This window comes from Leisingera sp. S2M4, assembly GCF_055398055.1.
Genome location: NZ_AP040861.1, coordinates 508795 through 529120, shown reverse-complemented (window position 1 = coordinate 529120; position 20326 = coordinate 508795). Strand labels below are relative to the sequence as shown.

Sequence of the window (20326 nt, the reverse complement as noted above, 5' to 3'; positions counted from 1 at the left end):
GCATGCAGGAAACCCGCGTCTTTGACGGCGAGCACCTGCGCGCCTCGCTGTTCAACCCGGGCAGCAAGCGCCTGTTCGTCACCTTCCGCCAGCGCGTCGCCGTGGCCGGGGAGTTCGAAGACCGCGGCCCGGTCCGCAACATGACGCGGCACGGCTACGCCCATCTGCACATCCAGCCGCGGCACAACGACTGGTACATCAACGCCGAGACCAAGCCGCTGTCGCGCAGTCTCAAGGCCCTGACCAGAGGGTTCGAGGACGTCTCGGCGATGGGGTTTTCCATGGGCGGCTACGGCGCGCTGCGGTTCTCCAAGGCGCTGCACCTCAAGCGGCTGATCGCGGTGTCGCCACAGTTCACCATCGCCCCCGGCGCGGTTCCCAACGACCGCCGCCGCAAGGAGGCCGCGGGCTTTGACGCCGAGCTGGGCGATCTCGTCCGCTTTGGCCGTCACGGGGTGCAGGGGGTGGTGCTGTTCGATCCCTTCCGGAAGATGGACCTCAGCCATGCGCTGTTCATCCAGGCGGTGTTTCCTGACCTGAAGCTGTGCCGCCTGTCCTGCGCAGGTCACCCCGCCAGCCAGGTCATTCGCGAGGGGGGCAGCTTCTGGGATCTGCAAACACTCCTACGCGAGGGGCCGCTGACGCCCGCCCGCGTGCTGGCAATGCACCGCAGCCGCCGTCGCCACTCGCCCAGCTACTGGCAGAAGCTTGCCCGCATCGCCCGGCAGCACGGCAGGCCGCAGCTGGCGGCGGCGGCGGATGCCGCGCTGAAGCGTCTTGCACAGGCCGCGGAAACCGGGGCATAAGCCGGGCAAGAAAGCTGAGTTGAATCACTTGACGCTGTTGCCGGTTGAGCGTATGAGCAGCGGACCAGTTTTCGGGCGCAGCCAATGGCCGCGCCCCTTGTGATTTGGCCCGGATCTGCTCCGGGCTTACAGAAACGAAGGATGATGATATGTCGCGCCGTTGCGAACTGACCGGAAAAGGCCCGATGACTGGCAACAATGTCAGCCACGCCAACAACAAAACCAAACGCCGCTTTCTGCCCAACCTGAACGACGTGACCCTGCAGTCCGAAGTTCTGGGCCGTGGCATCAAGCTGCGCATCTCCGCAGCTGCTCTGCGCTCCGTTGACCACCGTGGTGGTCTGGACGCCTTCCTGGCCAAAGCCAAGGACGAAGAGCTGTCGGCAAACGCGCTGAAAGTGAAAAAAGAGATCGCCAAGGCACAGGCCGCCGCGGCCTGATCACTGGCGCTTATCCCACGCGGATCACGGAATTGCAGCACCGCGCGAAGGGCAACCTTCGCGCGGTGTTTGCGTTGCTGCGGCCTGCGGCGGTTTTGCGCGGCGCCTGCCGCCTGCGCCCCCTTGCAGGCCGGGTATTGCGCGGGCATATCATGCCGCGATGACATCCGTATTGCGCAGATATCTCGGCCTGTTCCTGGCCCTGGCCGTCGCCCTGACGGCCCACAGCGCGGCCGCGGCTGGAGGCGGTCGCGATGCCACCGGAACAATGGTGATCTGCACCGGCACGGGGGCGGTGGTCGTCTACACCGATGCCGAGGGCCAGCCGGTCCCGGCACCGCATTACTGCCCCGACTGCGTGACGCATGTGCTGGATGCGGTGGTGCCGCCCACGGTGCTGCCGGTGCCCGGCGGCTATGCGGCGACAGGCGTGGCGATGGACGCCCCGGTTCTGCAGGGCGCGGCCCCGCGGCTGCACGCCAGTGCCCGCGCGCCGCCCGCGGCGGGCTGAGGCTGCGGCCGCTTTCCCACTGACACCATTGCCAAATTCCGACCTATGAGGAGACATGCCTTGTCCCTGAAATCCGTACTCTTTGCGGCTTCCGCTGCCGCTGTTCTGGCCACCTCTGCGCTGGCTGACCACGCTGCCAAGATCATGGTGCACGACCAATACGCGCGGGTGTCCTCGCCCGTGGCCAAGGCCGGTGCGGCCTTTCTGGAAATCACCAACCACACGGCGCAGGATGACCGCCTGGTCGCCGTGCGCTCCGATGTGGCGGCGCGGGTCGAACTGCACACCCACAAGGAAAGCGGTGACGGCGTGATGAAGATGATGCACGTCGAGAAAGGCTTTGCCGTGCCCGCGGGCGCCACCCATCGGCTGCAGCGCGGTGGCGACCACGTGATGTTCATGGGGTTGACCCGCGCGCTGAACCACGGCGATGTGGTCAAGCTGACGCTGGTGTTCGAACAGGCCGGCGAGATCGAGATCGAGGTGCCCGTCGACCTGGAGCGCAAGCCCGATGACCACGATCACGGTGACGGCCACGATCACGGCCATGACAAGGACCACGACCACTCCGGCCAGTCCAACTGATCCACGGGGGCAGGGCGGGCGCGGCGTCAGGCTGCGCTGCAGCCCTCCTTCGCGCCCAAAGCCCGCCCTTGCGGCGGGCTTTTTGCCGCCTGGTGCTAGGCGAGCAGCTCCGCCACCCAGGCAGGCACGGTCTCGCTGGCGGGGCCATAGCGGCGCTCGGCAAAGCGCGAGGTCGTGGCAGAGGGGGCGAGGTTCAGCTCCACCGTATGTGCGCCCACCGCTTGGGCCTCGTCCACGAAGGCGGCCGCCGGGTAGACCTCGCCCGAGGTGCCGATGGCGGCAAACAGATCCGCCTCGGCCAGATGCGCGTAGATCTCCTCCATGTGATAGGGCATCTCGCCGAACCAGACCACGTCAGGGCGGCCCGCCGGGGCGGCACAGGCGGGGCAGGGCTGGCCGGGGTGCATCTGCGCCGGTGCCGCCCAGCGGTGATCGCAAGCGGCGCAGAGCGCGCCTGCCAGCGTGCCGTGCATATGCAGAACCGGGTCAGCGCCGCCCGCCTCGTGCAGGGCATCGACATTTTGGGTGATCAGCACCACCTCGCCGGGATGCTCCGCCTGCAGCCGCGCCAGCGCGCGGTGCGCCGGATTGGGCTCGGCCGCCGCTGCCTGCGCGCGGCGCGCATTGTAGAAACCATGCACCAGCGCCGGGTCGCGGGCAAACCCCTCGGGTGTCGCGACGTCCTCGATCCTGTGCTGCGCCCAGAGGCCCCCCTCGTCGCGAAACGTTCCCAGCCCGCTTTCGGCCGAAATCCCCGCACCAGTCAGGATCACGATCTTCTGCATGCTCTTTTCCATTGCGCCTGAACCCCTTATCACTGCTCCCATCCACAGGAGATCCGCCCCATGCCTACCCGTATTCTGTTTGTCTGCCTAGGAAACATCTGTCGCTCTCCGGCGGCCGAAGGCGTGTTTCGCGCGCTTTGTCCCGAGGTCCAAACCGACAGCGCGGGCACCTCGGACTGGCATGTGGGGGAGCCGCCCTATGGGCCGATGCAGGCGGCGGCGCGGGCGCGCGGGCTGGACATCAGCGATCTGCGGGCGCGGCAGGTGACCCCGGCGGATTTCGACGCTTTCGAACTGCTCATCGCGATGGACCAGGGCAACATCGACAAGATCGAGGCCCTGCGCCCCAGGGGGAACCAGACGCCCTTGCGTCTGTTTACCGATTACGCGCCGCAAAGCGGTATGGACCACGTGCCGGACCCCTATTACACGCGCGACTTCGATGGGTGCCTCGACCTGATCGAGGCTGCGGCCAAGGGGCTGCAGGAGGCGATCGGCACGGCGCAGCGCTAGGGGCAGGGCGCCTCAGGCGCTGATGGTCCGAAACCCGCTGGCAAGAAACGGCAGCTGCTGGACCGCCGGATCGATCATCTGGCTCTGCACCAGCCGACGCACCGTCTCGGCCACGTCACGGGGCACCCGGTCCGACCAATCGGCGGCGGTAAAGAGGGAGATGGTGCGGGACATCTCGCCAAAGGGCAATGGCAGCGCGTCGATCTGGTCGTGGAAGCGACCGGCGCGCATGTAGCCCAGCGGGGTCGTGATCGCCCAGCCGATGCGCCGCGCCACCATCGCCATCAGCGCCAGGTGGGATCCCACCTCGAACCGGTTTTCGAAGGTCAGCGCCTGACGCGCCAGCAGCGCCTCGATCTGCTGCGAGATCAGCTGCTCGCGCGCGTAGCGCAGCAGCGGCAGACCGTCGAGCTGGGCGGCGGCGTCAGCGCCCCCCCGTACCACGCCGCGCGGCACCACCAGGATGAAGGGATCGCGCACCAGCGGATATTCCACCATGCCTTCGTGCAGGTTGCCCGAGGTCGCAGCAATGGCGATATGCAGATCGCGCGCTTCCAGCGCCCGCACGATGTCATGGCTGGAGGCCGTGATCATCTTCAGCCTGCACCCGGTCAGGCTGTCGGCCAGGATGGTGGCCAGCCGCGGTGTCAGATCATTGTCGAAATCGTCGATCAGCCCGATCGACAGCGCCTGCAGGTGGCTGAGATCCATCACCGTCAGCTCGCTCTGGGCCAGCCGCAGTTCGGCCAGCACCGCCTCGGTTCGGGTCAGGAAGCTGCGACCGGCGGCCGTCAGCACCATCGGGCGGCGGCCATGGTCGATCAACTCGCTGTCCAGCGCCTTTTCCAGATTGCGCATCTGCTGGCTGACCGCAGGCTGGCTCAGGCCCGTCAACTCGGCCGCCTGTGCCACCGAACCGGTCTTGGCCAGGGCTTCGAACACCTCCAGCCCGCGCAGGGTCACGCCCTTCATCAACATGCAAACACTCCAAATCGCTTGGACCCGTTTGTTCCGCGTTGCAGCATGCCGGTCAAGAGGGCGGGCGTTGACGTGCAAAATGTCGCAAAGCCGCCGGGGGCGGTGTCGGCTGCCGTGCAGACAGCCTGCAGCCCGCGTCGCCAGCGGTCATGCCGGGCGGTCTGGGGAGGTGATCGCAGGCTCAGCCGCAGCTGCGGGCGGCGTTTTCACCAAAAGCCTTGTAGCGCAGCCACAGCCGTTCGTCGCTGCGACGGTCGGACTGGCGCACCACCTGCGCCCGGTGCGGGTCGGCGAAAAATTTGGCGACGGTGCGCTGCTCGCTGCGGGTCAGGCTCTGATCGGCGACCTGCTGAATGCAGCGGCACAGCCGCGGCGAGGCGGCGGTCCGGTCGGATTGGCGACAGGCGCGTTCAATCGTGCCAGCCTGCGATTCTACGGGCATCAGCCCGGCCAGAAATGCAGCGCAAGCTGCGGCGGTCAGGAAGTGTTTCATCTGCTCGTGCCCCGTTCATGCGGCGCGGGCTTGCTGCCCGCAATTGCAGCGCAGTATGCCGCAAGCGCGGCTTCGTTTCAATCACGGTGACCTGGGGTGAGAGAGGGGCGGCAAGCCTCCGCCACAGCGCGGCCCGCCACCCCGGACGTTACGGTTCCTGGTCGGCCTCAGGCCTGGTTTGGCCCGCGCATCGCGCGCACGGCCTGGCGCACGGCTTTCCAGTCTTTGGCTTCGCTATCGCGCCCGGCTTCGGCGCATTGGCGCATCTTCTGTGCGGCCTCGGCCTCGGCCTTGTCGCCATGCGCCGAGTAGAGCGCACGGGCGTATTCACTGGCTTTGATTGCGTCCATTCCGGTTGTCCTCCTGTGCTTGGTTCGTCACCCGCAAGGGGCCGCGTGAGCCGCGGAATGGGGGCAGTATAGCGGATTTTTCCGGAAATTGCAGCGGCTGGCGCTGCATCGGCGGGATCGGGCCGGGGGCTGCGGCGGACTATGGGCGGGCAGCGCTGCCGCAGGGCGCACAAAGGTCAAGGACGGCAGCGGGATGCGCACCGCCGCGACAGGGGTCCAGAGCAGCGCCTGAACCGCTCAACGCCGGAGCCGCAGAGCGGAGATCAAACGCCCGGTTTGCCGCCGGGCGTTTTTGAAAGGGGCGATGCCTGAAGGCGCCTATTCGAGTCCCAGCAGCCCCTTGGCTTCGGCCAGGATCGCGACCGAGGCATCATGGTCGCCGCTGTCATGCAGGCTCTGCCCCTCGTCGCGCAGGTCCTGGACCTTTGCCAGGTCTTCCTCCGACAGCTCTGTCCCGGCGGCCAGCGCGGCGTCGATGGCGGCAATATCGGCGGGGCACTGCCCGGCCAGAAGCGGCGACGCCAAAAGGGTGATCGCAGCGGCCAAAGTCAGGTGTTTCATGGTGTTATCCTCCCCAGATGAACGGGGGAAGGATAGCATGGAACGGCTGCGTTTTCAGCAGCGGAGTGGTGGCCTGGCTGCGGATGGGCGGAGAGTGGCGCATGGGGGCATTAAAGCCCAGAGGAGCAGGCGAAACGCCGGACGTGCGCGCGGGGCGCGCGCCGGTCTGTGAAGGTGGAACGGGTGGGGTGGCAGCATTAGCAGAAAACAGAAAACGGAGCCGAAGCCCCGTTTTGCAAGCGTTTTTATAGGCGTAGCGTTGCAGAACTATGCCGTCCCGCGAAAATGGCCAGCCTCAGTTGTCCATTTTGAGGGCGGAAATGAACGCCTCCTGCGGGATGTCCACCTTGCCGAACTGGCGCATCTTCTTCTTGCCCGCCTTCTGCTTGTCCAGCAGTTTCCGCTTCCGGGTGGCGTCGCCACCGTAGCATTTGGCGGTCACGTCCTTGCGCAGCGCCGAGAGGGTCTCGCGGGCGATCACCTTGCCGCCGATGGCAGCCTGGATCGGGATCTTGAACATGTGGCGCGGGATCAGGTCCTTCAGCTTCTCGCACATCGCCCGGCCACGCATCTCGGCGCGGTCGCGGTGGACCATGGTCGACAGCGCGTCCACCGGCTCGTCGTTCACCAGGATCGACATCTTCACCAGGTTGTCCTGGCGGTAGCCGGTCATCTGGTAGTCAAAGGAGGCATAGCCCTTGGTCACCGATTTCAGCCGGTCGTAGAAGTCGAACACCACCTCGTTCAGCGGCAGGTCATAGACCGCCATGGCGCGGCTGCCGGCATAGGTCAGGTCTTCCTGGATGCCGCGACGGTCCTGGCACAGTTTCAGCACATCGCCCAGGTATTCGTCCGGCACCATGATGGTCGCCTTGATGCGCGGCTCCTCCATGTGGTCGACCTTGGACATGTCGGGCATGTCGGCAGGGTTGTGCAGCTCGATCATCTCGCCGTCTTTCATGTAGACGTGATAGATCACGCTCGGCGCGGTGGTGATCAGCTCGATGTTGTATTCGCGCTCGATCCGGTCGCGGATCACCTCGAGGTGCAAGAGGCCGAGGAAGCCGCAGCGGAAGCCGAAGCCAAGCGCGGCCGAGGTTTCCATCTCGAAGCTGAAGGACGCGTCGTTCAGCGCCAGCTTGTCGATGGCGTCGCGCAGGTCCTCGAACTCGGCGGAATCGACCGGGAACAGACCGCAGAACACCACCGGCTGGGCCGGCTTGAAGCCCGGCAGCGCCTTTTCGCAGCCGTTGCGGTCGTTGGTGATGGTGTCGCCGACGCGGGTGTCGCGCACCTGCTTGATCGAGGCTGTGAGGAAGCCGATTTCGCCGGGCCCAAGCTCGTCCACCACCTGCATGGCGGGGCGGAACACGCCGATGCGGTCGACGTGGTGCAGGGTGTTGTTCGACATGAACTTCACCCGCATGCCCTTTTTCAGTACGCCGTCCATGATGCGGACCAGAACGATCACGCCCAGGTAGGCGTCGTACCAGCTGTCCACCAGCATTGCTTTCAGCGGCGCGTCGCGCTCGCCCTTGGGGGCGGGCAGCTGCGTGACGATGGCTTCCAGCGTCTCGCGGATGCCCTGGCCGGTCTTGGCCGAAACCTGGATCGCGCCCGACGCGTCGATGCCGATCACGTCCTCGATCTGCTCCGCCACCCGGTCGCAGTCCGACGCAGGCAGGTCGATCTTGTTCAGCACCGGCACGATCTCGTGATCCGCTTCGATCGCCTGATAGACATTCGCCAATGTCTGCGCTTCGACCCCTTGCGTCGAGTCGACCACCAGGAGCGAGCCTTCAACCGCGCGCATCGAGCGGGAGACCTCATAGGCAAAGTCGACGTGGCCGGGGGTGTCGATCAGGTTCAACACATAGGTTTCACCGTCATTCGCGACATAATCGATGCGCACGGTGTTGGCCTTGATGGTGATCCCGCGCTCGCGCTCGATATCCATCGAGTCGAGCAGCTGCTCCTTCATGTCACGGTCCTGCACCGTGCCGGTCTCCTGGATGAGCCGGTCGGCGAGGGTGGATTTCCCGTGGTCGATATGGGCCACGATGGAGAAATTACGGATTTTGGCGAGATCAGTCATGCTCAGGCATATGATTTGGATTCGGGGTTTGGTCAAGCCGCCACGTGCGCCGCGCGGCATAATACGCGCGCGGGCGTGCGCGTGCTTCCGCTCGGGCGGTGGTCGGGCGGTGGGGCGCGCCGGGGGCGCAAGGCTGGCTCGCGGGTGTCGGCGGTGCCCTGTCGGCGCGCCGCCCAGGCTTACATGGTGTTCTGTACGTCCTGCGCCGCGCCGCTGATCGCTTGCCCGGCTTTCTGGATGTCGCGCCCGGCGCCCTTGGCGGTTTCGCAGGCGGTCAGCCCCCAGACGGCCAGCCCTATCACAATAATTCGGAACATTTCCCTCGCCCCTTGGTTTGGAGTGTAATGGATTGATAATCTGACAGAGTTTCTAACAAGCACCCCCTCTTCAGGCCAGCGGTTTCGGCGCATGCGAAAAGCCGCCGCCACTTGCAGTGGCCAGAGGGGAAACTTGTGCAACCTCTGGATGAGTGCTATCCTGTAAATGCAATAGAGGCTTGGGTCGGCGCTGCCGGTGCCAGGTCGGCCCCGGCCTGTCCGGTGGCAAGGGAAGGCGGAGGTTGAGCCTATGGATTTTACTGCGAGGAAACAAACGCTTGGGGCGCAGAACGCGCGGCTGTCCGATGCCGTGTCCGGCGCCATGGCCGAGAGTGCCCGCAGTCAGCCGGACGCACCGCATTCGCGGCAGGGGCTGGCCATGGCCTCGGCCTGGCCGGATCCGGTCGCGGTGGCGGGGCCGACCGCGACCGGCGCGGTCCGAGCGGAGGACTTGCGGCAGGTCGAAGCGGCGCGGGCGCGGCTGCGTGAAGGCTCCGACGGCTTCTGCCAGATTTGCGGCGACGAAATCGGCGCGGATCTTCTGGATCAAAGCCCGCACACGCCGTTCTGCAAATCCTGCGCCCCCTAGCGCCCCGCAGGCAGCCCCGGCGTGGGCAAGACGTCAGGGCAGGCCCTCTCGTCGGCGGTCGCATGGGGCGGCGAGGAGGGAGCGTGACGTGTTGCCGGTCTGGCCCGTGGTGAGCCAGATATTGATGCGGCATCCGGTATCCCTTCTGCGCGACAGGACCTGTGGCTCGCAGAGGGAACCTGTGGCTCGCAGAGGGTTTGACCGGGCCCGGACGGGAGTGCCCGACCATCATCGGCAGTTGCCTCATGGCAGCACTGCACGACTTTAATTGTTCGCGCCAACGCCACCGTTGCCGTGCCGGGCGGGATATGTCACAACCGGCCTGACCGACTGAACACATGAGTTTAGCAGATGCCAGATTTCACTGAGCGCCGCCGCATGATGGTGGATACCCAGATCCGACCGTCGGATGTCACCAAATACCCGATCATCGCCGCCATGCTGGACGTTCCCCGCGAGCAGTTCGTGCCCGATTCCCAGGTCGAGGCCGCCTACGCCGATCAGAACGTGCCGCTTGGCGGCGGTCGCGTCCTGCTGGAGCCGCGCACGCTGGCCAAGATGCTGGATGCGGTGGACCTGCAGAACGACGAGCTGGTGCTCGATGTTGCCTGTGGGCTGGGCTACTCCACCGCAGTTGCCGCGCGCATCGCCCAGATGGTGATCGGCGTCGAGGAAGACGAGGACCTCGCGGCGGACGCGCAGACGCTGCTCTCGGATGCGGGGGCCGACAATGCCATCGTGCACACCGGGCCGCTGGCCGAAGGCGCGGCGGAACATGGCCCCTATGACGTCATCCTCGTGCAGGGTGGCGTCGAGGACCTGCCGCCCGCGCTGCTCGACCAGCTCAAGGACGGCGGCCGGATTGCGGCGCTGCTGGTGCGCGGCGCGCTGGGAGAAGTGAAGATCGGATACAAATCCGGCGACCAGATTTCCTGGCGGTTTGAATTCAACGCAAATGCTCCGGTCCTGCCGGGGTTTGCGGCGGCGCGGGAATTCGCGCTCTAGACCATCCCCGGATGGTCGCCACGGTTCTTGGGGGTGGCCGTGTGCCAAGATGGATGAGCCGGGCGCCGGATCGTTGTCGGCGGCCGCTGCTCAAGAGGTAAATCACCGCGACTGGCGGCGCGGCAAACGAGCAAGGCAACCTATGCGAATGAAGTTTTCTGCGAGTGTATTCAAGGCTTTTGTGTTTGCCGGCGGGGTCGCCGCCACGGCGTTGATGCCGCTGAAGGCCGCGGCCGACAACCTGTCCGATGCGTTGATTGGCGCCTACAAGACCAGTGGCCTGCTGGAGCAGAACCGGGCCCTGCTGCGGGCCGCCGACGAGGATGTGGCGATTGCGGTGTCGCGGCTGCGACCGGTGATCGAATGGACCGTCTCCGCCACCAACAGCTACAGCGAGTTCCGCCAGGACCGGACACAGAATACCCTGTCCACCGGGCTGCAACTGACTCAGCTTCTCTATGATGGTGGGGCCAGCCGCCTGAACAAGCTGGCGGCGCAGGAAACGGTTCTGGCCACCCGCCAGGCCCTGCTCAGCGTTGAGCAATCGGTGCTGCTGCGCGCAGTTCAGGCCTATGTCGACGTGCTGCAGGCACAAGAGAATGTCCGGTTGCGCCGCAACAACCTGCGCCTGCTGGGCGAGGAGCTGAAGGCCGCGCGCGACCGTTTCGACGTCGGCGAGGTCACCCGCACGGATGTGGCGCTTGCCGAAAGCCGGGTTGCCGGTGCGCGCGCCAATCTCACCAATGCCGAAGGCGTGTTGCTGACCGCCAAGGCGACCTACAGGGAAGTCGTGGGCCGCGACCCCGGCGTGATCGCAGGGCAGCCGCCGTTGCCGCGCACCGTCGCCTCCTTGCAGAGCGCGCAGGCGGTCGCCATTCGCAACCACCCGGACCTGCTGTCCCAGCAGCATGTGGTCAAGGCCCGCGATTACCAGGTGGCCGCCGCCACCGCCGACATGGGGCCGCGGGTTAGCCTGCAGGCGCAGGTCGGCGTCAGCGATGACACCCATGGCAGTAACAGTTCGGGCAATAGCTCCAGTATCGGTGTCACCCTCGGGCAGGAGCTCTACGCTGGCGGGCGCAACTCGGCCGTGCGGCGGCGTGCGATTGCCAATGCGGATGCGCAGCGCGGCCTGCTCATCAACACGCAGCGGGTGGTCCAGCAAAGCGTCAGCGCCGCCTATTACAATGTCGAGACAGCCCGCGTCAGCCTGATCTCCTCGGCCGAGCGCGTGCGCGCCTCCAAGGTCGCCTTTGATGGTATCCGCGAGGAAGCGACGCTGGGCGCACGGACCACTCTGGACGTGTTGCAGGCCGAGCAAGATTACCTCGATGCGCAGACCGAGCAGGTCAATGCCCGGGCCAACCAGGCCATCGCCGCCTACCAGCTGTTGCAGGCGCAGGGGCTGCTGACCGCGGAACACCTCGGCCTTGCGGTCGAGGTCTACGATCCCACGCTCTATTACAACCTGGTCAAGGACGCCCCCGTCCCGCTGAGCAAGCGCGGCAAGGATCTGGACCGGGTGCTCAAGGCCTTGGGGCGTAACTGACAATTCATCCTATCTGTTGTGTGGAACAGGGAAGGTCGCTACACTCTACCGTAAGAGGCAAGAGTGGTTATCAAAAATGTCCGACCCAGTTACCCACGCCGAGATTGAAGATGTTCTGTCCTCGATCCGCCGTCTGGTGAGCGAAGATACCCGCAGTGATGAGGCTGCGCCGCATCCCGCGGCGCGGCTTGTCCTGACACCAGCCCTGCGGGTGCAGGACGGCCCTGCGACGACCGAGGATCATCAGGATCAGGACGGCGCCGCGCCCGCGGCTGCCCCGGTCGCCTCGGCGGCCCAATCCGCCGCAGATACCGCTTCCGCGACATTTGCGGAGATCCCGGACCCGGACCTATCCGCCCCGGCGCCGGAAGACTTCGCTGCCGAGCCACCACTGGCCTTCCATCACCGACGTCTCTATTCCGATCAGACCACCACGGATCAGGCCGCCGCGAGCGAGGATGTCGCCGCTGCCCTGCGATCCGAGGCTGACGCCGCCTCCGTCGCGCAGGCCGATGCCGCCGAGACGAGCGAGGCGCAAGCGCCCTGGGGCCGTCCGGGTGCCACCTTGTTTGCCGCGGCTGCCGATGCCGCCGAGCACGAGGAGGCCCCCGAGGGCGGAGGGCTCCCGGCAGAGCCGTGTCCGGAGGATCCGTCCGAAGTTTCCGAATTCAACGGCACACATGCGGCTGCCGAACAGCCCGCGACAGCCGATCCTGCGCCAGAGGCCGCAACCGCCGAAGCGCCCGAGACTGCTGCCCGGTCCGAGGGCGCTGCCCAAACCGAATCCGTGGCCCATCGTGCCGCCTCCGTCGTGCGCAAGATCGCCGAGATGGAGGCGCGCAGTCAGGGCCAGGTGGCCGGCGCGCCCGAACCGGTTTGGGAACCCGACAGCAAGACCGAGGGGCCCTTTGCCTCGATCGGGCCGGATGTGATCGTATGGCGTGACGAGCCCGTGCGCGAGAAACCCCTGTCGTCCGTTGCGCCGCAGTCGGCGGAACTGGCCGCAGCGGTGCAGCCCGCCAGGGCGGCGGAGCAACCGGCGCAACCCGCGGCATCGGCCGAGGCGCGCGAGGAAGCGCCGGCAACGCAGAGCGCCGAGAGCGATGAGATCGAGGCCCTGACCGCATCTGCGGCGACCGAGGCTGCGATGGATGCGCTGGCCGCCGAAGCAGAGGCCAACGGTGAGGCCTACCTTGACGAGGACGGCCTGCGGGAACTCGTCGCCAGCATCGTGCGAGAGGAGCTGCAGGGCGCATTGGGTGAGCGGATCACTCGCAATGTGCGCAAGCTGGTGCGCCGCGAAATCCATCGCGCTCTGGCCGCGCACGACCTGCTCTGATCAACGAGTTGCCCAATGTGCGGGACAGGGGAATTCGGTGCAGTCTCAGGGCGGTTCCAGCCCTGGCGCCATCACCGGACCTCCCCTGATTGCGCGCTCGCAGCAGAGGTGCGGGGCAGGGGTGCTCAGCCTGGCCTCAGCGCACCACCGGCTGCGCCAGTGTCAGCAGCTGATCCAGATCCATGTACCGCTCCAGGTGGTCGGCAAGCGCATCCAGCGTTGCTTCGACACCATCGTCATATCCCGGCTGGCTGGCGTATCCCAAGCTCTCCAGAACACTGGCGCGGAACCGGTCTGACGAGAACAGCCCGTGCAGGTAGGAGCCTTTCACCCGCCCATCGGCAGAGGCAGCGCCTTCAGGGCGCTCCCCGATCGTCAGCCAGGCGCGCGCGCAATCCGGGCCTTCGGTGCGGCCCATGTGGATCTCATAGCCGCTGACTGGCAGCCCGCTGTCCCGGGTCACCGCCTCGGTCAGCGTGACCCGCTTGTCATTGGCCATCACGGTGTGAACATCCAGCAGGCCCAGCCCCTCGACCTTTCCCGGGCGGCCGTCGACCCCTTCGGGATCGTCGATCGTCTTGCCCAGCATCTGGTAGCCGCCGCACAGGCCCAGCACATGGCCGCCGCGGCGGTAATGGGCCAGGATGTCGATGTCCCAGCCCTGGCGGCGCAGGTAGCCAAGGTCGCCGATGGTCGACTTGCTGCCGGGCAGGATGATCAGGTCGGCGTCGCCGGGCAGGGCGCGACCCGGCGGCACGATCTCGACCGTGACCTCGGGCTCGGCGGCCAGCGGGTCGAGGTCGTCGAAATTCGCCATCCGCTCCAGCTGCGGCACCACGACCTTGCAGGCACCGCCCCGATGCGAGGCAATGTCCATCATGTCCTCGGCCGGCAGCTTCCAGGCATCCCAGAACCAGGGCACCACCCCCAGGCAGGGCCAGCCGGTGCGCGCGGCAATGTCGTCGCGGCCGCCGTCAAACAGGCTGAGGTCACCACGGAAGCGGTTGACCAGGAAGCCGACAACGCGCTCCAGGTCCTGCGGCTCCAGCACCGCATGGGTGCCGACGATCTGCGCGATCACCCCGCCGCGGTGAATGTCGCCAGCGATCACCACCGGGACCTCCGCGGCGCAGGCAAAGCCCATGTTGGCAATGTCGGTCTTGCGCAGGTTCGTTTCCGCCGGGGAGCCCGCGCCCTCGATCAGCACCAGGTCGGCGTCTGCCGCCAGCCGGTGGTAGCTTTCCAGCGCCGCCTCCAGCAGGCCGGACTTGTCACGCAGGAACGATCCGGCGCCCTGGGTGCCGCGGCGCTTGCCCTGCACGATCACCTGCGCGCCGGTGTCGGTCTCCGGTTTCAGCAACACCGGGTTCATGTCGGTATGCGGCGCGCGTCTGGCCGCCCGCGCCTGCAGCGCCTGGGCGCGACCGATCTCGCCGCCCTCGGGCGTCACGGCGGCGTTGTTGGACATGTTCTGCGGCTTGAACGGTGCCACCCGCAAACCACGCCGCACATAGGCCCGCGCCAGCCCGGCCACCAGCAGGGATTTCCCGACATTGCTGCCGGTGCCCTGGATCATGATTGAACGCGCCATCCGCTGCTCCCTGGTTGCGCCTGTTGTTGCCGCCATGGATAGCAGTTTAGCCGCCGCCGTCCATGGGGCGTACGCCGGAACCGCCGTGGTTTGGCCCCGGCACGACGTGTTGCCGTCTGGTCAGATTGTCACGGGGGGGGCACAAAGGCGCGCGGCCCGAGGTGGGGCGCGCAAAAGAAAACACGCCCCATCTCTGGGGCGCGTTTTTCATCTGATAGATCTATCAGACAGGCAGGGGCCGTCAGGCGGCTTCTGCTTGGGCGGCGTTGCGACGCTCGCTTTCCTCGCGCGACAGCGCGACCGAGGTCCGCACCCCACGACCGACAAAGTCCATCAGACCTTCCACAACCCGCTCGTTCGGGTCGATACCGGCGCAGGACAGCACTTCGCGACCATCGCGCGAGCGCGCCCAGCGGGCGATCTGTTCGGGGCCATTACCATATTTCTTGTCGTCGGCGATGGCATCATCCAGTGCGGCCAGGACAACAGCGGCAAAGAGTTTGCGGGCGCGGTTGCCTTGCTCGTTATTGTAAGCGGTGCCGTCTACGAAATCTCGCATCTCGTATCCCTTGTTGTTCTTGCTATTGCAATTTTCGGCGTAGCGCTGCTTATGGCGGAATTGTGACGATTCGGATAGAGCGCAGATGCATAGCATTCATGCAATTTGCGCATAGCTTTTTCATCCTTTCTACACACCATATCCTTGTCTTGCCAGCGATCAGCCTGCCAGATATAGGGTCTTGCAAATTATCATCAACCATCTGAAAGGCATTTTCCCATGCCCAAGATCAACGGCAATGAAATCCGTCCTGGTAACGTCCTGGAACATAATGGCGGTTTGTGGGCAGCGGTGAAGGTCGATCACGTCAAGCCCGGCAAGGGCGGCGCCTTTGCCCAGGTCGAAATGCGCAACCTGCGCAACGGCTCCAAGCTGAACGAGCGCTTCCGCTCCGCCGACAAGGTCGAGCGCGTGCGCCTCGAGCAGAAAGACCAGCAGTTCCTCTATGAGACCGACGGCATGCTGGTGTTCATGGACACCGAAACCTACGAGCAGATCGAGCTGCCCGCGGATCTTCTGGGCGAGCGTCGCCCGTTCCTGCAGGATGGCATGACCATCGTGGTGGAATTCTACGAATCCGAAGCGCTGAACGCGACCCTGCCGCAGAAGGTGACCTGCAAGGTTGTCGAGACCGAGCCGGTCGTCAAAGGCCAGACCGCCGCGAACTCCTTCAAGCCCGCGATTCTGGACAACGGCGTCAAGGTCATGGTGCCGCCCTTCGTCGGGCAGGACGAGATGATCGTCGTCAACACCGAGACCATGGAATATTCCGAACGCGCCTGATCCAGGACGACCCGGAAAACAGAAAGCCGCCCTCCCTCGGGGCGGCTTTTTTGATGGTGGGCCTTTTTGATTGTGGACCTTTTTGGCTGTGGACTGGCAGCCGGGATCCTTCAGACCGGTCCTGCGCGCATCAGCTCGGAAAGCTCTTGCGCAAACCCTGCCCGATCACCTTGGCGGCAGCGCGAGGTCAAACCCGCAGGCGTCCATCATTTTGCCGTAGGCGGCGGTAAAGCCGCTGAGAGATGCCTCATACAGCATGTCGTTGCCCGCCCAGATCTCCACCCAGCGGCCCTGCTTCATTGCCTGCAGCATTGGCAGATGGTCCTGCGGGCGCAGCTGGGTTTCGGCGGTGGCGATCCCTTCGGAGTCAAAACCGGCAGAGGCGGTGGCGGTGATGGCAAAGCCGCGATCGAAGTCGAACAGGAAATCGACCGGCTGGCCCTGCTGCATCGCGGTTCCGTAACCGCGCGGCGCGCGTTCGATCACCTGGGCCATGGGATAGCTGTAGGGCGGGCCGACATCGCCGGAGTAGACCGACAGCGCCAGCACCGGATCGCCGTCGCCGCCGGTACTGGCGCGGCAGGTGAGGTGGCGGTCCTCGGTCGTTTCATGCACGGCGACGGAAACGCGCCAGTCCTTGTGGCTCCAGTCGGTGGCGAGGGCAGGGCAGGCGGGTATCGCGGTCAGCGCGACGGCGGCGATCAGGCGCATGGGAAGTCCTTTGGGTGTACAGCACTCGCCTGCACCCTACGGCGCGCGCATGAACCGCCGGTGAACACGGCCAGCCATGCGCGCAGAGCGGGCTTCAGCCCTTGTCGTCGGCCTCCGCCTCGGGGTGCCAGGTGACGCGCGCCTCACCGGCCTGCATGTCGCCGGTGGCCCGATCAAGACGGAGATAGGCAATGCCGCGACCGCCGGACTGGGTGTAGAGCGTGCCGACGCTCTTGCCGTTTGCGGTGATCTCGGTGCCCACCGGGGCGGCGCCTGCGACCTCCACGACCCGCAGCCCCTTGCGCAGGGTGGTCTTGTGCTTCATGCGGGCGGTGACCTCCTGGCCGACATAGCACCCTTTGCGGAAATCGACGCCGCCGAGGCGCTCGAACCCGGCTTCCAGGATGTAGGTGTCGGGCCCCAGTTCAATGCCGCTTTCGGGGATGCAGTGGGCCACCCGGATGGCGTCCCAGTCGCTGCCGTCATCGCCGCCTTCGGGGCCATACAGCCGCCAGCCCATGTCCGGGTGGCGGGGGTCGGTCAGCGCGCCTTCCGGTGCCGGGCCGGTGCCGCGCCGCACCTGCAGATCGGTCATCTCCACCTGCACATCGGCGCGCAGCCGATACATGGTCAGGCGTTTCATCAGCCCCTCGGCCAGGCTGGCCTCCACGTCGAGCAGGACGGAATCGCCATCCGCGGCGAGGAAGAAATCCGCGAGGTATTTGCCCTGCGGGGTCAGCAAAGCGGTATAGACCAGGCCGTCCTTCAGACGGTCCACGTTGCTGGTGACCAGCCCTTGCAGGAAGCTGCGTGTGTCAGCGCCGCTCAGGCGCAGAATGCGACGGTTGCTCATGCTTGTGTCTCCGCTGGAACCGGTCCGTTGGCCGGGGCGTTTAACTTTGCCGCACAGTGATATAGGAAGTGCGGCGGAAGAAAACCGCAAAACCGCACAGGAGGCGTTCATGCCCGCGCCGGTCAGCATCGTGATCCCCACCCTGAACGCGGGGGCAGAGCTGCCCGCCTGCCTCGAGCACCTGATGGAGGGGCTGAGCGCCGGGCTGATCTGCGAGTTGATCATCTCCGATGGCGGTTCGCAGGATGAAACCCGCGCCATTGCCCAGGCTGCCGGGGCCGAATGGATCAGCGGTGCGCCGTCGCGCGGCGGTCAGCTGCGCCGGGCCTGCGCCGAGGCGCGCGGCGAGTGGCTGTTGGTGCTGCACGCCGACACCCGGCTGGCGCCGGGCTGGGCCGACGCGGTGGCGCAGCATCTGGAGACGGGGCAGGGGCTGCCCGCTTATTTCCGCCTGCGCTTCCGTGCGTCCGGGGTGATGCCTGCGCTGGTGGCGGGCTGGGCCAACCTGCGTTCGCGCCTGTTCGGCCTGCCCTATGGCGATCAGGGTCTGCTGATCCGCCGCGATACCTATGTGGCCGCGGGCGGCTACCCCGACCAGCCGCTGATGGAGGACGTGGCGCTGGCGCGCCGCCTCAAGGGGCTGACCGCCTTGCCCTCGACGGCGCTGACCAGTCCCGTGCGCTACCAGCGGGCCGGATGGCTGCGGCGCGGCGGGCGCAACCTGTGGACGCTGGCGCGGTATTTCCTCGGCGCCACGCCCGAGCGTCTCGCAAAGTCCTACAGCAAATAACCCGTTCCGCGCGCCCCTCCCGCGGGAAGGGCGCGGCCTGCAACCGGCCCGATGCACCGCCGGGCGTCAGCCGAACAGCTTGCGGGCAAAGCGGCGGAACCAGCGCTCGCGTGAGCCGCTGCGGCCTTTGGTCAGATGCTCGGTCTGCGCCGTGATGGCGGTGGTGTCGACCACGGCCTTGCCGTCCTGGAACTGCAGCCGGTAGAGATCGGCATAAATGCCGCCGCGCGCCAGCAGCTCCTCGTGGCTGCCCTGGTCCACCACCCGGCCGCGGTCCATCACCACGATCTTGTCGGCGTTGCGGATGGTCGACAGCCGATGCGCGATCACCAGCGTGGTGCGCCCGCCCGCCAGCCTGTCCAGCGCCGCCTGCACCACCTTCTCCGACTGCGCGTCCAGCGCCGAGGTCGCCTCATCCAGCAGCAGGATCGGCGTGTTGCGCAACAGGGCCCGGGCAATCACCACCCGCTGCCGCTGACCGCCCGACAGGGCCGAACCACGCGGTCCCACCCGTGTATCCAGCCCATGTTCCAGCTTGGGCAGGAAGTCCGCCACATGCGAGGCTTCGAGCGCCGCCTGCAACTCCTCGTCACTGACGTCGGTGCGCCCCAGAACGATGTTTTCACGCAGGGTCTCGTCGAACAGCATCGCGTCCTGCGTGACCACCGAGAACAGGCTGCGCAGATCGGCCGTGCTCAACTCGTTCACCTGGACGCCGCCGACGGTGACGGAGCCTGCCTGCGGGTCCACCATCCGCGTCAGCAGGTTGAAAATGGTCGATTTTCCCGCCCCGGAGGCACCGACCAGCGCGGTGGTCTTGCCCGCCTCCGCCTCCAGCGAGAGGTCGCGCAGGATCCGGGCGTCGCCATAGCTGAGGTCCACCCCCTGCAGCCGGATGTCGGGCAGCCCCTCGGGGGCCGGTTTGGGGTGTTCGGGCTCCTGCAACAGGATCGGTGCGTCGAGCAGCTCTTTGATGCGCTCCAGCGCCGCGGCCGCGTTCTGCCAGACACCGGAGATATTCGCCAGCCGCCGCATCGGCTCGAAGGACAGGCCGATCGAGGTGAAAAAGCTCATGAACTGGCCGACGGTCTTTTCGCCTTCGATGATCTCGTTGCCGCCATACAACAGCACCGCCATGAAGCCGACGCCGGCCATGATGTCGGTCATCCCGGAGATCGAGGAGGTGCCGAAAGCCGCCTTCACCTCGGATTTAACAAATTCATCGGTGCGTTCGGTGAAACGCCCCACCTGGTAGTCTTCCAGCCGGTTCAGCTTCACCGGCACGATGCCGTGGAAGATCTCGTCCAGCCGCGTCGCCAGATCCGCCCCCAGATCCCGCGCTTTCGATGCCTTCTTGCGCACGTAGCGCTGGATCGTGGCGATCGGCAGCAGCAGCACCGGCACCCCGATCAGCAGGATCAGGGTCCAGCGCCAGTCGATGCTGAACGCCACGCCGAGCACCGCCACCAGCGCGACCAGATCGCGGCCCGCGCCGGTGATCACCGCCTGCCAAACCGCCCCGATGGCGCCGACGTCGCTTTGCACCCGCTGCAGGAGCAGCCCCGGCGGGTGCTGCTGGTGAAACGCCGGATCCTGCCGGATCAGCCGCGCCAGCATGTCCTTGCGCAGATGCGCCGCAGAGGTCTGCGAGACCTTGCTCAGCAGCACCTTCTGGGTGACGCTGGACACCCCGCGCAGGGTGAAGATCGCCAGGAACGCCAGGCTGACCCAGACCAGCGCGTCGGAATTGCCATCGACGAAGACAAGGTCGAACATCGGCTGCATCATGTATCCCAGCGCGCCCATCGTCGCGCCCTCGATCAACATGAAGACCACCGCGATGCCCAGAAGACCGATGTAATGGCGCAGATAGCCGCGCCACAGCCAGCCGAACAGCTCGCGCGAGGATTTATGCGGCTGGCTCATCGCGTCAGGGTCCGTCGCAGGGGCAAGGTCCGGCGGTTCGTTGGGGTCATCTCGGGCCTCTTCTGATGGTGTTCGTCCCGGCGGGGGTTGCGCCATTTAAGCAGCTGAGGGCCGTGGTGCAAGCCATTGGCATCAAAGGCCGGGTCGGCGCAGGGGCATGGCGCGGCGTCATCCTCGGCGATTGACCCCGCGATCCG

The 20326-nt window shown here is 66.3% G+C and carries 23 protein-coding genes; 11 read left to right on the top strand and 12 right to left on the bottom strand.

The features are described 5' to 3' along the window. Positions 1-2 precede the first annotated feature (2 nt). The 4 genes from ACZ52D_RS02645 (at position 3) to ACZ52D_RS02630 (ending at position 2342) form a co-directional block, all read left to right on the top strand. Positions 3-806, top strand: a complete 804-nt coding sequence (locus tag ACZ52D_RS02645) for an alpha/beta hydrolase (protein ID WP_464442467.1) — start codon at positions 3-5, stop codon at positions 804-806. Between the two features lie 149 nt (positions 807-955). Continuing rightward, positions 956-1246 (top strand): 50S ribosomal protein L28, encoded by a 291-nt coding sequence (rpmB, locus tag ACZ52D_RS02640; RefSeq protein ID WP_222454078.1) that lies wholly within the window; start codon positions 956-958, stop codon positions 1244-1246. Positions 1247-1418: 172 nt separating this feature from the next. Further along, entirely contained in the window at positions 1419-1757 is a 339-nt protein-coding gene (locus ACZ52D_RS02635) for a hypothetical protein (protein ID WP_464442466.1), read from the top strand. Positions 1758-1817: 60 nt separating this feature from the next. Further along, entirely contained in the window at positions 1818-2342 is a 525-nt protein-coding gene (locus tag ACZ52D_RS02630) for a copper chaperone PCu(A)C (RefSeq protein WP_464442465.1), read from the top strand. A 95-nt stretch (positions 2343-2437) separates the two neighbouring features. On the opposite strand, the gene ACZ52D_RS02625 is transcribed toward ACZ52D_RS02630, so the two are convergent. After that, the gene (locus ACZ52D_RS02625; protein ID WP_464442464.1) at positions 2438-3127 is read right to left on the bottom strand and encodes an NAD-dependent deacylase; all 690 of its coding nucleotides are present in this window, start codon (positions 3125-3127) and stop codon (positions 2438-2440) included. Between the two features lie 60 nt (positions 3128-3187). On the opposite strand from ACZ52D_RS02625, the gene ACZ52D_RS02620 reads away from it, so the two are divergent. Further along, positions 3188-3640 (top strand): low molecular weight protein-tyrosine-phosphatase, encoded by a 453-nt coding sequence (locus ACZ52D_RS02620; RefSeq protein ID WP_464442463.1) that lies wholly within the window; start codon positions 3188-3190, stop codon positions 3638-3640. Positions 3641-3652: 12 nt separating this feature from the next. Here ACZ52D_RS02620 and ACZ52D_RS02615 read toward each other — a convergent pair whose 3' ends face one another. The 6 genes from ACZ52D_RS02615 to ACZ52D_RS02590 form a co-directional block, all read right to left on the bottom strand. Continuing rightward, entirely contained in the window at positions 3653-4618 is a 966-nt protein-coding gene (locus ACZ52D_RS02615; RefSeq protein WP_464442462.1) for a LysR family transcriptional regulator, read from the bottom strand. Between the two features lie 181 nt (positions 4619-4799). Beyond that, a complete protein-coding gene (locus tag ACZ52D_RS02610; RefSeq protein ID WP_222454073.1) occupies positions 4800-5111 on the bottom strand; it encodes a hypothetical protein in 312 nt (103 codons plus the stop codon). A 167-nt stretch (positions 5112-5278) separates the two neighbouring features. Beyond that, on the bottom strand, positions 5279-5461 hold the full coding sequence (locus tag ACZ52D_RS02605; RefSeq protein WP_222454072.1) for a hypothetical protein: 183 nt from the start codon (positions 5459-5461) through the stop codon (positions 5279-5281). 318 nt (positions 5462-5779) lie between these two features. Next, positions 5780-6022, bottom strand: a complete 243-nt coding sequence (locus ACZ52D_RS02600; RefSeq protein WP_464442461.1) for a hypothetical protein — start codon at positions 6020-6022, stop codon at positions 5780-5782. A 295-nt stretch (positions 6023-6317) separates the two neighbouring features. Continuing rightward, the gene (gene lepA / locus ACZ52D_RS02595; RefSeq protein ID WP_222454070.1) at positions 6318-8117 is read right to left on the bottom strand and encodes a translation elongation factor 4; all 1800 of its coding nucleotides are present in this window, start codon (positions 8115-8117) and stop codon (positions 6318-6320) included. A 179-nt stretch (positions 8118-8296) separates the two neighbouring features. Beyond that, positions 8297-8434, bottom strand: a complete 138-nt coding sequence (locus ACZ52D_RS02590) for an entericidin A/B family lipoprotein (RefSeq protein WP_222454069.1) — start codon at positions 8432-8434, stop codon at positions 8297-8299. 250 nt (positions 8435-8684) lie between these two features. Here ACZ52D_RS02590 and ACZ52D_RS02585 point away from each other — a divergent pair, with 250 nt between their 5' ends. The 4 genes from ACZ52D_RS02585 (at position 8685) to ACZ52D_RS02570 (ending at position 12916) form a co-directional block, all read left to right on the top strand. Then, complete coding sequence (locus ACZ52D_RS02585) at positions 8685-9023, top strand: TraR/DksA family transcriptional regulator (RefSeq protein ID WP_464442460.1); 339 nt, start codon at positions 8685-8687, stop codon at positions 9021-9023. Positions 9024-9374: 351 nt separating this feature from the next. Continuing rightward, complete coding sequence (locus ACZ52D_RS02580) at positions 9375-10028, top strand: protein-L-isoaspartate O-methyltransferase family protein (protein ID WP_222454067.1); 654 nt, start codon at positions 9375-9377, stop codon at positions 10026-10028. Between the two features lie 142 nt (positions 10029-10170). Further along, the gene (locus ACZ52D_RS02575) at positions 10171-11577 is read left to right on the top strand and encodes a TolC family outer membrane protein (RefSeq protein ID WP_369927270.1); all 1407 of its coding nucleotides are present in this window, start codon (positions 10171-10173) and stop codon (positions 11575-11577) included. 76 nt (positions 11578-11653) lie between these two features. After that, on the top strand, positions 11654-12916 hold the full coding sequence (locus ACZ52D_RS02570; protein WP_464442459.1) for a hypothetical protein: 1263 nt from the start codon (positions 11654-11656) through the stop codon (positions 12914-12916). A 136-nt stretch (positions 12917-13052) separates the two neighbouring features. Here the strand turns inward: ACZ52D_RS02570 and ACZ52D_RS02565 are convergent, their stop codons facing one another. Next, a complete protein-coding gene (locus ACZ52D_RS02565) occupies positions 13053-14507 on the bottom strand; it encodes a cobyric acid synthase (protein WP_464442458.1) in 1455 nt (484 codons plus the stop codon). 241 nt (positions 14508-14748) lie between these two features. Continuing rightward, a complete protein-coding gene (locus tag ACZ52D_RS02560; protein WP_008556013.1) occupies positions 14749-15066 on the bottom strand; it encodes a DUF6280 family protein in 318 nt (105 codons plus the stop codon). Between the two features lie 219 nt (positions 15067-15285). Here ACZ52D_RS02560 and efp point away from each other — a divergent pair, with 219 nt between their 5' ends. Next, entirely contained in the window at positions 15286-15849 is a 564-nt protein-coding gene (efp, locus tag ACZ52D_RS02555) for an elongation factor P (protein WP_222454063.1), read from the top strand. Positions 15850-16014: 165 nt separating this feature from the next. On the opposite strand, the gene ACZ52D_RS02550 is transcribed toward efp, so the two are convergent. Both ACZ52D_RS02550 and ygfZ read right to left on the bottom strand, forming a co-directional pair. Further along, a complete protein-coding gene (locus ACZ52D_RS02550; RefSeq protein ID WP_464442457.1) occupies positions 16015-16560 on the bottom strand; it encodes a hypothetical protein in 546 nt (181 codons plus the stop codon). A 94-nt stretch (positions 16561-16654) separates the two neighbouring features. Further along, entirely contained in the window at positions 16655-17413 is a 759-nt protein-coding gene (ygfZ, locus tag ACZ52D_RS02545) for a CAF17-like 4Fe-4S cluster assembly/insertion protein YgfZ (RefSeq protein WP_464442456.1), read from the bottom strand. A gap of 109 nt (positions 17414-17522) precedes the next feature. Here ygfZ and ACZ52D_RS02540 point away from each other — a divergent pair, with 109 nt between their 5' ends. Next, a complete protein-coding gene (locus tag ACZ52D_RS02540) occupies positions 17523-18203 on the top strand; it encodes a TIGR04283 family arsenosugar biosynthesis glycosyltransferase (RefSeq protein WP_464442455.1) in 681 nt (226 codons plus the stop codon). A 66-nt stretch (positions 18204-18269) separates the two neighbouring features. Here ACZ52D_RS02540 and ACZ52D_RS02535 read toward each other — a convergent pair whose 3' ends face one another. Next, entirely contained in the window at positions 18270-20129 is a 1860-nt protein-coding gene (locus tag ACZ52D_RS02535) for an ABC transporter ATP-binding protein (protein WP_464443107.1), read from the bottom strand. Positions 20130-20326 lie beyond the last annotated feature (197 nt).